A 12,723-nucleotide genomic window follows, 5' to 3' on the forward strand; every position below is an offset into this window, starting at 1 on the left:
CTTTCAGGGAGGAAGACTTGAAAACCGCATTGTATACGACCGCCGCCATCATCGCGCTGTCCGCCGGCACCGCGCAGGCGCAACTGGTGATCGAACCGGGCAGCGATGACCGCATCGACTGGGCCAGCCTGGACGCGTTCGCCGCCGCCCATCCCGATCTGGAAGGGCAGAGCTTTGACATGCTGGGCCCATGGCTTGGCGGCGACCAGGAGCTGTTCAGCAGCGTCATCGCCTATTTCAATCAGGCGACAGGCGCGCAGGCGAACTATTCCGGGTCCGACAGCTTTGAACAGCAGGTCGTCATCGACAGCGAGGCCGGATCGCCGCCCGACGTGGCGATCTTTCCGCAGCCGGGACTGGCGGCCGATCTGGCCGAGCGGGGTTTCCTGCGGCCCCTGGGCGACGACACCGCGCAATGGCTGACCGACAACTATGCCGCGGGCGAAAGCTGGGCGGCACTGGGGACCTATGCGGGACCGGACGGGACCGAGGCGCTGTATGCGTTCCCCTACAAGGCCGACGTGAAGTCGCTGGTCTGGTATGTCCCCGAGAACTTCGAGGATGCCGGCTATGAGATCCCCGAAACCTATGAGGATCTGAAGACCCTGACCGAGCAGATCGCCGAAGAGGGCGAGACGCCGTGGTGCATCGGCCTGGGGTCGGGGGGTGCGACCGGCTGGCCCGCCACCGATTGGGTCGAGGATCTGATGTTGCGCACGTCCTCCCCGGAGGATTACGACGCCTGGACCACGAACGGCATGCCCTTCAACGACCCCAAGGTGGTCGCCGCGATCGAGGAGTTCGGCTGGTTCGCCAAGAACCCCGATTTCGTCGCGGGCGGCGTGGGCTCGGTCAGCGCGACCGATTTCCGCGAAAGCCCCGCCGGCCTGTTCGACAGCCCGCCCGCCTGCTATCTGCACCGTCAGGCCAGCTTCATCACGACCTTTTTCCCGGAAGGGATCATCGTGGGCGAGGATGCCGATTTCTTCTACATGCCCGCGCCCGCGTCGGGTGATCTGGGCCAGCCCGTGCTGGGCGGCGGCACCATGTTTGCGGTGATGTCGGACAACCCGGCCGCGATGGCCTTTGTCGATTTTCTGCAAACCCCCGTCGCGCACGAGATCTGGATGGCGCAACAGGGCTTTGTGACCCCCTATGCCGGTGCCAACATCGAGGCCTATGACGACCCGACCGTCCGCCGCATGGGAGAGATCCTGTTGGACGCCACGGTGTTCCGGTTCGACGGGTCGGACCTGATGCCCGGCGCGATCGGCGCGGGCGCGTTCTGGACCGGCATGATCGATTTCGTCGGCGGCGCCTCGGCACAGGCCGTCGCGGACAAGATCCAGGCCAGCTGGGCCTCGCTGAACTGACGACCGGCGCGGCGATGGTGATGTCGCCGCGCCCCATCATTCAGGGGGGGACAGGGTATGGAGTTGATGTGGTTGGCGGCCAGCACGATCGCGATCGGGGTCTTTGCCTGTGTGGCGTGGTTCTGGGGCTCGAACTGGCTGCTGGACCGCATCTATCCGCCGCAGGGCGCGCGGGCGGGCGACAACATCCGCCGGGCGAACCAGATCCGCCCCTGGCTGTTCCTGGGGCCTGCGATCCTGTTTCTGGGGACCTATCTGGTCTATCCGGTTCTGGACAGCCTGTGGCGGTCGCTGTTCAATTCGAACGGATCGCAATTCGTCGGCCTGAACAACTATTCCTGGCTGATGAACGACGACAAGTTCCGGGAATCCATGCTGAACAACGTGGTCTGGCTGTTGGTCGTGCCGGCGATGTCCACGCTGTTCGGCCTGCTGGCGGCCCAGCTGACCGACCGGTTGAAATGGGGCAGCATCGGCAAGTCGCTGATCTTCATGCCCATGGCCATCAGCTTTGTCGGCGCGGGCGTCATCTGGAAATTCATCTATGAATACCGCGCATCGGGCGAGACCCAGATCGGCCTGCTGAACTGGATCGTGACTCAACTGGGCGGACAGCCGCAGATCTGGCTGACCCTGCCGATGTGGAACAGCCTGCTGTTGATGATCGTGCTGGTCTGGATCCAGACCGGATTCGCGATGGTCATCCTGTCCGCCGCCCTGCGCGGCATCCCCGAAGAGACGGTCGAGGCCGCCATCCTGGACGGCGCATCCCCCCTGCAGGTGTTCTTCAGGATCAAGGTGCCCCAGATCATGGGCACCATCGCGGTCGTCTGGACCACCATCACCATCGTCGTGCTGAAGGTGTTCGACATCGTCTTCGTCATGACCAACGGGCAATGGGGCACGCAGGTGCTGGCCAACCTGATGTACGACTGGATGTTCCGTGGCACGCCCGATTACGGGCGCGGATCGGCCATCGCCATCGTCCTGATGATCCTGGTCACGCCGATCATGGTCTGGAACATCTGGAACGCACGCAAGGAGGTCCGCTGATGGAGGGGATGGCCGGACAAAAGTCGTCGCTGGCATGGGCCGTCAACATCGCGGCCTTCCTGCTGGTGCTGCTGTGGACGATCCCGACCCTGGGCCTGTTCGTGTCGTCGTTCCGCGACCGCGACCAGATCTCGACCTCGGGGTGGTGGCAGTCGTTTTCCGGGTCGGTGCAGACCGGGTTCGTGCGGTCGGGCACGGCCGACGATCAGGTGCAAGAGGGCGATCTGTACGTGATCGCCGGCAGCGCTCTGGAGGGCACGCAGGAACTGACGGCCTGGGGCACCAACGCACGGCAGCCCGATGCCAATGCGCCGGGTGACACGGTCGAACTGGACCCCGGCATCGACCTGACCGTGACCGAGGACGGCAGCTATCGCATGACCTCTGCCCAGCCCTTCGAGATGCGGCGCGGTGAACGGATCTTTACCACCACGCTGTCGCCGCCGGCCTTTACGACCGACAACTATCGCCGCGTGCTGACCGCGGGCGGGTTGGGCCGGGCGTTCATGAACACCATGACGGTGACGATCCCGGCCACCGTCATCCCGATCCTGATCGCGGCATTCGCCGCCTATGCGCTGGCCTGGATGCGGTTTCCGGGGCGCGCGCTGTTGACGGCATGCGTGGTCGGCCTGCTGGTCGTGCCGCTGCAGGTGGCGCTGATCCCGCTGCTGCGGCTGCACAACGAACTGGGCATCGGCAAGGGCTACCTGGGTATCTGGCTGGCCCATACCGGGTTCGGCCTGCCGCTGGCCGTGTATCTGCTGCGCAACTACATGGTCGGCCTGCCCCGCGAGGTCATCGAAAGCGCCCGCGTCGACGGCGCGACCGAGTTTCAGATCTTTTGCCGGATCATCCTGCCGTTGTCCTTTCCCGCGTTGGCCAGTTTTGCGATCTTTCAGTTCCTGTGGGTCTGGAACGACCTGCTGGTGGCAACCGTGTTCCTGGGCAATACGGGCGAGCAACTGGTGATGACCGGCCTGCTGCGCGAACTGATGGGGTCGCGCGGAGGTGAATGGGAGATCCTTGCAACTTCGGCGTTTATCTCGATAGCGGTACCATTGCTGGTGTTTTTTGCCATGCAGAAATACCTGGTCCGCGGATTGCTGGCCGGCTCTGTGAAAGGTGGATGATCTTGACTGAACAGACGACGGATTGGTGGAAGGGCGGGATCATCTATCAGATCTACCCGCGCAGTTTTCAGGACACGACCGGCAGCGGCACCGGTGATCTGGCCGGCATCGCACAGCGCCTGCCATATGTGGCATCACTGGGCGTCGATGCGGTCTGGATCTCTCCGTTCTTCACCTCTCCGATGAAGGATTTCGGCTACGACGTCAGCGACTATTGCGGGATCGACCCGGTCTTCGGGACGATGGACGATTTCGACTGGCTGGTGCAGAGCGCGCACGAGCTGGGTCTCAAGGTGATGATCGACCTGGTGATGTCGCACACCTCGGACCAGCATCCCTGGTTCAGGGAAAGCCGTGCGACGCGCGACAACCCGAAATCCGATTGGTACGTCTGGTCGGACCCGCGCCCGGACGGCACGCCGCCCAACAACTGGCTGTCGATCTTTGGCGGCAGCGCGTGGCAGTGGGATGCGCGGCGCGAACAGTATTTCCTGCACAACTTCCTGTCGTCGCAGCCGGACCTGAACTTTCACAACCCCGCCGTCCAGGACGCCCTGATCGAGATGGCGCGGTTCTGGCTGGACAAGGGCGTGGATGGTTTTCGGCTGGACACGATCAACTTCTATTTCCACGACGCCCAGCTGCGCGACAACCCGCCTTTGGCGCCGGAACTGCGCAAATCGGACACGGCCCCCGCCGTGAACCCCTACAACCACCAGAGCCACCAGTTCAGCAAGTCCCAGCCCGAGAACCTGGCGTTCCTGGAGCGGTTCCATCAGGCGCTGGTGCCCTATGGCGCCGCCGTGGTCGGAGAGATCGGCGACAGCGAACGCGCGCTGGAACTGCTGGAGGAATATACCGGCGTGCCAGGCCGGGTGCAGATGTCGTATGTGTTCGACTTTCTGTCGGGCGACGACCTGCCCGCCGCGCGGGTGGTCGAGGTGTTCGACAAGCTGCACGACACCGCGCCCAATGCCTGGCCGTGCTGGGCCATGTCGAACCACGACGTCGTGCGCCATGTGACGCGCTGGAACCTTCCCGATCAGGCGGCCAAGGCCTATGCGACGGTGCTGTTGTGCCTGCGCGGGTCGGTCTGCCTGTACCAGGGAGAGGAGCTGGGCCTGCCCGAGGCAGAGCTGCGTTTCCAGGACCTGCGCGACCCCTATGGCATCGAGTTCTGGCCCGAGTTCAAGGGCCGCGACGGGTGCCGGACGCCGATGGTCTGGGACATGGGCGTGAACGGCGGTTTCTCCACCAGCCAGCCCTGGCTGCCCGTGCCGCACACGCATCTGCAGCGCACCGTCGTCAGCCAGGAGGCCGACGCACAGTCCATGCTGCACCATTATCGGTGGGCGGTCGGCCTGCGGCGCAAGCACAGCGCGCTGCGCAACGGCAACATGACCGACATCCATGCCGAGGGGCCGGTGCTGTCATTTCGCCGCCGCGACGCCAAGCAGACCCTGCTGATCCGCGCCAACCTGTCCGACGACGATGCGGGCGGGCTGATGCCATGGCAGGTCCAGATCATCGAAGGGTAGGGGAGGAGGACCGCAAATGGCCGATCTGAAACTGAGGGGCATCGCCAAGTCCTATGGCGACGTGCAGGTGTTGAAGGACATCGACCTGGACATCCGCTCGGGCGAGTTCATCGTCTTTGTCGGACCGTCCGGCTGCGGAAAATCCACATTGCTGCGGATGATCGCCGGGCTGGAGCAGATCACCGCAGGAGAGCTGCAGATCGGCGGTCAGGTGATGAACGACATCCCCCCCAGCCAGCGCGGCATCGCGATGGTGTTCCAGTCCTATGCGCTGTACCCGCACATGACAGTGCGCGACAACATGGCCTTTGCCCTCAAGATCGCAGGCCAGTCCAGGGATCAGATCAAGGCCGCCACCGACCGTGCGGGCACGATGTTGCAGCTGACGCCCTATCTGGAGCGCCTGCCCAAGGCGTTGTCGGGCGGCCAGCGTCAGCGTGTTGCCATCGGGCGCGCCATCGTGCGCGACCCAAAGGTCTATCTGTTCGACGAACCGCTGTCGAACCTGGACGCCGCCCTGCGCGTCGCCACCCGGATCGAGATCGCGCAGCTGAAGGCATCGATGCCCGACCGCACGATGATCTATGTCACCCATGACCAGACCGAGGCGATGACCCTGGCCGACCGCATCGTGGTGCTGGCCGGCGGCGGCATCGCCCAGGTCGGCGCGCCGCTGGAACTTTACGAACGCCCGATGACGGAATTCGTGGCCCAGTTCATCGGCAGCCCGGCGATGAACCTGCTGCCCGGACGGGTCAAGACCGTGGGCGCGATGACCACCGTCGCGCTGGACGGCGGTCTGGAGGCCGAGGTGGCGATCGCGACCCGCGCCGGCGACGAGGGGATGGCCGTCAACCTGGGCGTCCGCCCCGAGGACATGCGCGAGACCGACGGCACCCCCGTTTTTGAGGGAACCGTCGATCTGACCGAGGCCCTGGGCGAGGTGACGCTGCTGTATTTCGGGACCGGGGCGGAAACCGCGCCGATCACGGCCAAGTTGCCGGGCATTCACCCCGACGTCAAGGGCAGGCGCGTGCGCCTGACCGCCGATCCCCATGCGCTGCACCTGTTCCACAAGGGGCAATCGCTGCTGTATCGCGACGGCGCCGACCGCCTGCCGCCCTATCAGCCGCGCATGGCCGCGCCGTCGGGCAGCGTGGGCGGCACGCCTGCGCGCCCCGACAACGGGCGGGAACGGGCAATGGACGGGATGATCGTCCCCGAAGGACCGGTGCGCTGACCCCCCGCGGGGGGCGACCAAGGTCGCAGATCGCGCCCCGCAAACCGTGCTATACTTTCCCCATCCTGAGGGGGAGATCATGACCGAACCGACCCACGCGGACCTGGTGGCCGCGCAGTCGCAATCGCGCAGTGCCACATCGGCGCTGGCCGCATCCTGGCGGCGGTCCATGCTGAAACACGGGCTGGACCCCGCCGACCGTCGCCGCCCCGATCGCCTGTCCGACCGCGAACTGGCCGACCGCCATCAGGCGATGCGGCCGTTCCTGAATGTTGCAGGTCCGCAGCTGGACCAGCTGTACAATCTGGTCGGCCTGTCGGGCTGCAACGTGCTGTTGACCGACGCGCATGGGATCGTGCTGGATCAGCGGGTGTCGGATGGCGATGCCCAGCAGTTCCGCGACTGGGGCTTGTGGCAGGGGGCCGACTGGTCCGAGGCGGCACAGGGCACCAACGGCATCGGCACTTGTCTGGTCGAGGGGCGGCAGGTCACCATCCACCGCGACGAACATTTCCACACCCGCAACACCGCCATGTCGTGCATGGATGCGCCGATCTGGGGACCGGACGGGCGACTGCTGGCGGCGCTGGATGTCAGTTCGGCGCGGGCGGACCAGACAGAGCGGTACAACCGACTGATCGCGGCGCAGGTGGCGCAGACCGCACGGGCCATCGAAGCGGTGTTCTTTCGGCTGTCGTTCCCCGATGCCCGCATCGTCGTCGCGTCCGATGATCAGGGCGAACAGGCGGTGCTGCTGGCGGTGGACAAGGACGACCTGGCCATCGGCGCCACCCGTGCCGCCCGCCGCGTTCTGGGGCTGGAACGCGAGGGCGCGATCCGCCCGCGCCCGGCCGCAGACCTGCTGGGCCGCCAGGACGACCTGACCGGGTTCGACCGGGCCGAACGGGCCGCCGTGATGCGCGCGCTGGCACGGGCGCAGGGCAACGTGTCGGCAGCGGCGCGCGCCTTGGGGATCGGACGGGCGACGATGTACCGGCGCATGGCGCGGCTTGGCGTCGGTGAAAATCACGGGAGACTGTCCCAAAGCTGAGACATCTTCTGCACTGCGGCGCGGATCGGCTGTTGCGACGAATCGCACGGTGCCCGACCCTTGGCCCATACCCGGAACGGGAGATCCGGGATGACAGCCTTGGAGGAGGAACCGATGCCGAACGACCAGACGCACGAATTCAAGGGCGTGGGCGTGATGCCCTTTGCCCGCCGCTATGACAATTTCATCGGCGGCGAATGGGCAGCGCCCAAGTCGGGCCGCTATTTCACCAACACCACCCCCATCACCGGCGCCGAGATCGGCGAGATCGCCCGGTCGAACGCCGACGACATCGAGGCGGCGCTGGACGCCGCCCACAAGGCCAAGGTGGCCTGGGGCCGCACGTCGACCACCGACCGGTCGAACGCGCTGCTGCGGATCGCCGACCGGATGGAGGCGAACCTGGAGCTGTTGGCCACTGCCGAGACCTGGGACAACGGCAAGCCCATCCGCGAGACGATGGCCGCCGACCTGCCGCTCGCCATCGACCATTTCCGGTATTTCGCGGGTGCCCTGCGCGCCCAGGAAGGCGGCATCAGCCAGATCGACGACGACACCGTCGCGTACCATTTCCATGAACCCCTGGGCGTCGTGGGCCAGATCATCCCGTGGAACTTTCCGCTGCTGATGGCCTGCTGGAAGCTGGCGCCCGCGCTGGCGGCCGGCAACTGCGTGGTGCTGAAGCCCGCCGAACAGACCCCGGCCACGATCATGGTCTGGGCCGAACTGATCGCCGATATCCTGCCACCGGGCGTGTTGAACATCGTCAACGGTTTCGGCCTGGAGGCCGGCAAGCCGCTGGCATCGAACCCGCGCATCTCCAAGATCGCGTTCACCGGGGAAACCACCACCGGTCGCCTGATCATGCAGTACGCGTCCGAAAACCTGATCCCGGTCACGCTGGAACTGGGCGGCAAGTCGCCCAACATCTTCATGGAGGATGTCTGCCGCGAGGATGACGATTTCTTCGACAAGGCGATCGAGGGTTTCGTGATGTTCGCGCTGAACCAGGGCGAGGTCTGCACCTGTCCGTCGCGCGCGCTGATTCACGAACGGATCTATGACCAGTTCATGGAACGTGCGCTGAAGCGGGTCGAAGCCATCGTGCAGGGCGACCCGCGCGACAGCGCCACGATGATCGGCGCCCAGGCCAGCAGCGAACAGCGCGACAAGATCCTGTCCTATTTCGACATCGGTCGCAAAGAGGGCGCCGAGGTGCTGATCGGCGGAGAGGCTGCGGATCACGGCGGGGAGCTGTCGGGCGGGTTCTACATCAAACCGACGGTCTTCAAGGGCCACAACAAGATGCGCGTCTTTCAGGAGGAGATCTTTGGCCCGGTCGTGTCGGTGACCACCTTCAAGGATCACGACGAGGCGCTGTCGATCGCCAACGACACGCTGTACGGGCTGGGCGCGGGGCTGTGGTCGCGCGATGCGAACACCTGCTATCGCTTTGGCCGCGCCATCCAGGCGGGCCGGGTCTGGACCAACTGCTATCACGCCTATCCGGCCCATGCGGCCTTTGGCGGCTACAAGCAGTCGGGCATCGGGCGCGAAAACCACCGCATGATGCTGGACCACTATCAGCAGACCAAGAACATGCTGGTCAGCTATAGCCCCAAAAAGCTGGGATTCTTTTGACGCGATGCGGGCGGCCCCTTGGTCGCCCGCAACCCGCACCGATCCGGCGGCGTTGGACACGACGCCAATCGTGGAGCGCGCCATGCCCAAGGACAGCATCATCGACCCCGAGGACGCCGCGATCAGCGCGGGCCTGACCTATGTCAACGACGACATGCCCGGCATCACCCGGGTGCGTGCGGGCAAGGGGTTTTCCTACAAGGCACCCGACAAGCGCACCATCACGGACAGGGCCGAACGCAAGCGGTTGGCATCGCTGGCCATTCCGCCGGCCTATGACGACGTCTGGATCTGCCCCGACCCGCGCGGCCATATCCAGGCGACCGGGCGCGATGCCAAGGGCCGCAAGCAGTACCGCTATCACCCCGAATTCCGCGAATTGCGCGACAGCAGCAAATACGACCGCATGCTGGAATTTGCGCGCGGCCTGCCGCAGCTGCGCGCGCAGGTCGATGCCGACATGGCGCGCCGCGGGCTGCCTGCCGAAAAGGTGCTGGCGACCATTGTCTACCTGCTGGAAAACACCATGATCCGGGTGGGCAACACCCGCTATGCGCGCGAGAACAAGTCGCACGGGTTGACCACGCTGCGGATGCGCCACGTCACGCTGGACGGCAATCAGGTGCGGTTCCGGTTCAAGGGCAAGTCGGGCAAGGAATGGAACCTGGGCCTGCGCGACCGCCGTATTGCCCGCATCATCCGTGCGGTGCAGGAGATTCCCGGCCAGCATCTGTTCCAGTATGTCGACGACGACGGGACCCGCCGCCAGGTCACCTCGACCGATGTGAACGACTATCTGCGCCAGATCACCGGTCGCCAGATCACGGCCAAGGATTTCCGCACCTGGACCGGGACGGTGCTGGCGGCGCTTGCGCTGGCCGAATACGAAAAGGCCGACAGCGAGGCCGCCGCCAAACGCAACGTGCGCGACGCCATCGAATCGGTTGCCGCGCGGTTGGGTAATACGCCGACCATCTGCCGCCAATGCTATGTGCACCCCCAGATCATCGACGCCTATCTGGCGGACGAGCTGCGGCTGGAACTGGCCGACACCATCGACGACACCCTGACCCGGACCGACCTGCGCCCCGAAGAGACCCAGGTGCTGCGGTTCCTCAAGAAAAGGCTGAAGACATGAGCACCGTCACCGCCACCCCCGCCGCCCTGGACCTGATCGCCGAGATCGTGGCCGATCACGGACCCGTCCTGTTCCACCAGTCGGGTGGCTGCTGCGACGGGTCGTCGCCGATGTGCTATCCGCAGGGCGATTTCCGCGTGGGCGATCGCGACGTTCGATTGGGAGAGATCGGCGGCGCGCCGTTCTATATCTCGGCCAGTCAGGCCGAGGTATGGGCGCATACCGATCTGATCATCGACGTCGTACCGGGGCGCGGTGGCATGTTCAGCTTGGACAACGGCCGCGAGAAACGGTTCCTGACGCGGTCCGAGATGTGCACCATTCAGGACCAAGCAGCGTTGTGACCGGGGCGGGGCTGCGTTAGACACGGGCGACACCTGCGAAAGGCTTGCCCCATGACCCACAGCGTTTTCATCGACGGCGAGGCCGGCACCACCGGCCTGCAGATCCGCGACCGCCTGCTGGGACGCGACGACATTCGTCTGGTCCAGCTGGACCCCGCGATGCGCAAGGATCCCCAGGCCCGGGCCGACTGTTTCGCGCAGGCCGACGTCGCGATCCTGTGCCTGCCCGATGCCGCCGCGCGCGAGGCCGTGGCCCTGACCGCCGATATGGGCGTGCGCCTGATCGATGCGTCGACCGCGCATCGGATCGACCCGGAATGGGTCTTCGGCTTTCCCGAACTGGCCCCCGAAATGCGCGAGCGTATCGCCGCCGCGCGGCTGGTCAGCAACCCGGGCTGCTATTCGACCGGCGCGATCGCCATCGTCGCGCCCCTGGTCGCCGCCGGCCTGATCGACGAGACCGAGGCCCTGTCGATCAACGCTGTCAGCGGCTATACCGGTGGCGGCAAGGCGATGGTCGTGGATTATGACGCGGGCACCGCACCAGCGCATTTCGTCTATGGTCTGGACCAGCGGCACAAGCACATCCCCGAGATCATGACCCATGGCGGCCTGCTGTTGCAGCCGGTTTTTGCGCCGTCCGTCGGCAATTTCGCACAGGGCATGGCCGTTCAGTTGCCGCTGCACCTGGACGACGATCGCAGCGTCGCGGCCCTGCACCAGGCGCTGGCCGACCATTACGCGAACGAGGTTTTCGTCCAGGTCGTCCCTGCCGACCAGATCGGTGCCCGGATCGACCCGACCGCGCTGAACGGCAGCAACGTGTTGCGCATCAGCGTGCATGGCGACGACGAGGTCGGCTGCGCCACCATCGTCGCGGTGCTGGACAATCTGGGCAAGGGCGCGTCCGGCGCTGCAGTTCAGAACATGAACATCATGCTGGGACTGCCCGAGGGCACAAGCCTGTAACCGTATGCAAAGAGTGACGATGCCGTGCGACAGGGTTTGACGCCCATCGCCGGACGTCGTCACCGAGGACCTGACTGGCCGCACAGGAACAGTCGTGCCACCGCCGCGACGTCGCCCATTCCGGTCTTGGCACCGTGTATCATGCTGCGTCCCGTTCCGGCTTTCCGCAGGTCGGACATATGGTGCGTGTGCCGCAAGGCTCCAACGCATGCGATTGCGCAGAAGGGTTTCTCGGGCGCAACCTTGAGGTATTCGCCTGTCAGCGACCTTGTGGGTGTCGAACCGGCGGTGTCACGCAAAGGTACGTCACATCCAGATGGTGCCAACAGCATTTCTGGCGCTGGTGTCGGCGGCAATGACCCGATCAACGGTCGCGTCGGCATCGACAGCCATGCTGCAGGGCGCGCCATGCGGCCCCGGCAGGTCGCGATGGTCAACAAAGCGATGCTTGATTTTGTCGTGATGGGCTGCACCAGGACCAAACACGCTCGTGTCCCTGAACCCGACGCAATCACCCATGCCAGAGAAAATCGCCGCAGGCTGTTCCTGGCCGATCTGTCATGGCTGAAGGTGCAGTCGTGACGAGGCCGCTGAATGCGGCAAGGCCAATGGTCGGCCTTGCTGTCGAGAATGCCGATCCAAAGACGATCATGATCGATGCCACGTATCTGACGGCGCATCGCATGGCTCGCAGTTTGCGTGTGAAAGAGGGGCGGTCGCCGGATCGGTCGAACACGTGGGTTGGGGGGGAGACACCGTCTGGGGGACGGTTTCGCCCACGAACGGCACATAAGTTTGCACGCCGTCACGGGTGTGGAACGCCGGCCTATCCGCTTCTTCATGTCGGCATGGCATGTCAGCAATCATACCCGCGCGGTGGCGCTGTTGGGCAACCGGCCACCGGCCCATTGGTTTCTGGCGGGCCGCGGCCAAAATGCTGAATGGCGGCTAAAAGCATTGTAGGACAGGGGGATACACGCCTTCATTCCGGGCAGAAGGTTCGATAAGCCCACCAATACGACAACGCTGCTTCTGACGGCGCAGTCGTATCGAGGTCATGTTTGGCCACCTGAAGGACTGCAAACGCGTCGCCACGCGTTACGACAGGTGCCCGGAGACCTGCCTTTTCGCAATCGTATTGGCCGGGAGCGTCCTGTTCTGGCCGTGTCACCGGGCCTGTGCCGCGACCTGCCCTTCAGCATTGCCATACTGTAGGTGATCCGGCGCCGTTCCCGTCTCGGAT

Annotated in this window: 11 protein-coding genes; all 11 read left to right on the forward strand. The window is 65.1% G+C overall.

Annotation, left to right across the window (positions count from 1 at the left end):
- Positions 1-17: 17 nt before the first annotated feature.
- The 11 genes from ACJJVR_RS03930 (at position 18) to ACJJVR_RS03980 (ending at position 12,062) form a co-directional block, all read left to right on the forward strand.
- Positions 18-1,373: an ABC transporter substrate-binding protein gene (locus ACJJVR_RS03930; RefSeq protein ID WP_405402419.1), complete on the forward strand. Its 1,356-nt coding sequence runs from the start codon at positions 18-20 to the stop codon at positions 1,371-1,373.
- A gap of 57 nt (positions 1,374-1,430) precedes the next feature.
- Positions 1,431-2,426, forward strand: coding sequence for a carbohydrate ABC transporter permease (locus tag ACJJVR_RS03935; protein ID WP_405402420.1), 996 nt, complete (start codon positions 1,431-1,433; stop codon positions 2,424-2,426).
- Positions 2,426-3,559: a carbohydrate ABC transporter permease gene (locus tag ACJJVR_RS03940; protein WP_405402422.1), complete on the forward strand. Its 1,134-nt coding sequence runs from the start codon at positions 2,426-2,428 to the stop codon at positions 3,557-3,559. The genes ACJJVR_RS03935 and ACJJVR_RS03940 overlap by 1 nt, the downstream gene beginning before the upstream one ends.
- Positions 3,556-5,097, forward strand: a complete 1,542-nt coding sequence (locus ACJJVR_RS03945) for an alpha-amylase family glycosyl hydrolase (RefSeq protein ID WP_405402423.1) — start codon at positions 3,556-3,558, stop codon at positions 5,095-5,097. Before ACJJVR_RS03940 ends, ACJJVR_RS03945 begins: the two co-directional genes overlap by 4 nt.
- Positions 5,098-5,113: 16 nt before the next feature.
- Positions 5,114-6,337, forward strand: coding sequence for an ABC transporter ATP-binding protein (locus ACJJVR_RS03950; RefSeq protein WP_405402425.1), 1,224 nt, complete (start codon positions 5,114-5,116; stop codon positions 6,335-6,337).
- Positions 6,338-6,416: 79 nt separating this feature from the next.
- Positions 6,417-7,388: a GAF domain-containing protein gene (locus ACJJVR_RS03955; RefSeq protein ID WP_405402427.1), complete on the forward strand. Its 972-nt coding sequence runs from the start codon at positions 6,417-6,419 to the stop codon at positions 7,386-7,388.
- A gap of 114 nt (positions 7,389-7,502) precedes the next feature.
- Positions 7,503-9,029 carry an aldehyde dehydrogenase gene (gene adh, locus ACJJVR_RS03960; protein WP_405402428.1) on the forward strand — a complete coding sequence of 509 codons (1,527 nt, stop codon included), beginning with the start codon at positions 7,503-7,505 and terminating at the stop codon, positions 9,027-9,029.
- 82 nt (positions 9,030-9,111) lie between these two features.
- Positions 9,112-10,167: a DNA topoisomerase IB gene (locus tag ACJJVR_RS03965; RefSeq protein WP_405402429.1), complete on the forward strand. Its 1,056-nt coding sequence runs from the start codon at positions 9,112-9,114 to the stop codon at positions 10,165-10,167.
- Positions 10,164-10,511, forward strand: a complete 348-nt coding sequence (locus ACJJVR_RS03970; protein WP_405402432.1) for a DUF779 domain-containing protein — start codon at positions 10,164-10,166, stop codon at positions 10,509-10,511. Before ACJJVR_RS03965 ends, ACJJVR_RS03970 begins: the two co-directional genes overlap by 4 nt.
- A gap of 51 nt (positions 10,512-10,562) precedes the next feature.
- Positions 10,563-11,480 carry an N-acetyl-gamma-glutamyl-phosphate reductase gene (argC, locus tag ACJJVR_RS03975; protein WP_405402433.1) on the forward strand — a complete coding sequence of 306 codons (918 nt, stop codon included), beginning with the start codon at positions 10,563-10,565 and terminating at the stop codon, positions 11,478-11,480.
- Between the two features lie 141 nt (positions 11,481-11,621).
- A complete protein-coding gene (locus ACJJVR_RS03980; RefSeq protein WP_405402435.1) occupies positions 11,622-12,062 on the forward strand; it encodes a hypothetical protein in 441 nt (146 codons plus the stop codon).
- Positions 12,063-12,723 lie beyond the last annotated feature (661 nt).

Source organism: Paracoccus sp. Ld10 (assembly GCF_045064235.1).
Taxonomy (GTDB): domain Bacteria; phylum Pseudomonadota; class Alphaproteobacteria; order Rhodobacterales; family Rhodobacteraceae; genus Paracoccus.

Coding starts and splice junctions, on each gene's coding strand:
- ACJJVR_RS03935 (WP_405402420.1), top strand. CDS start 1,431: ATGGAGTTGATGTGGTTGGCGGCCAGCACGATCGCGATCGGGGTCTTT.
- ACJJVR_RS03940 (WP_405402422.1), top strand. CDS start 2,426: ATGGAGGGGATGGCCGGACAAAAGTCGTCGCTGGCATGGGCCGTCAAC.
- ACJJVR_RS03945 (WP_405402423.1), top strand. CDS start 3,556: ATGATCTTGACTGAACAGACGACGGATTGGTGGAAGGGCGGGATCATC.
- ACJJVR_RS03950 (WP_405402425.1), top strand. CDS start 5,114: ATGGCCGATCTGAAACTGAGGGGCATCGCCAAGTCCTATGGCGACGTG.
- ACJJVR_RS03955 (WP_405402427.1), top strand. CDS start 6,417: ATGACCGAACCGACCCACGCGGACCTGGTGGCCGCGCAGTCGCAATCG.
- adh (WP_405402428.1), top strand. CDS start 7,503: ATGCCGAACGACCAGACGCACGAATTCAAGGGCGTGGGCGTGATGCCC.
- ACJJVR_RS03965 (WP_405402429.1), top strand. CDS start 9,112: ATGCCCAAGGACAGCATCATCGACCCCGAGGACGCCGCGATCAGCGCG.
- ACJJVR_RS03970 (WP_405402432.1), top strand. CDS start 10,164: ATGAGCACCGTCACCGCCACCCCCGCCGCCCTGGACCTGATCGCCGAG.
- argC (WP_405402433.1), top strand. CDS start 10,563: ATGACCCACAGCGTTTTCATCGACGGCGAGGCCGGCACCACCGGCCTG.
- ACJJVR_RS03980 (WP_405402435.1), top strand. CDS start 11,622: ATGCTGCGTCCCGTTCCGGCTTTCCGCAGGTCGGACATATGGTGCGTG.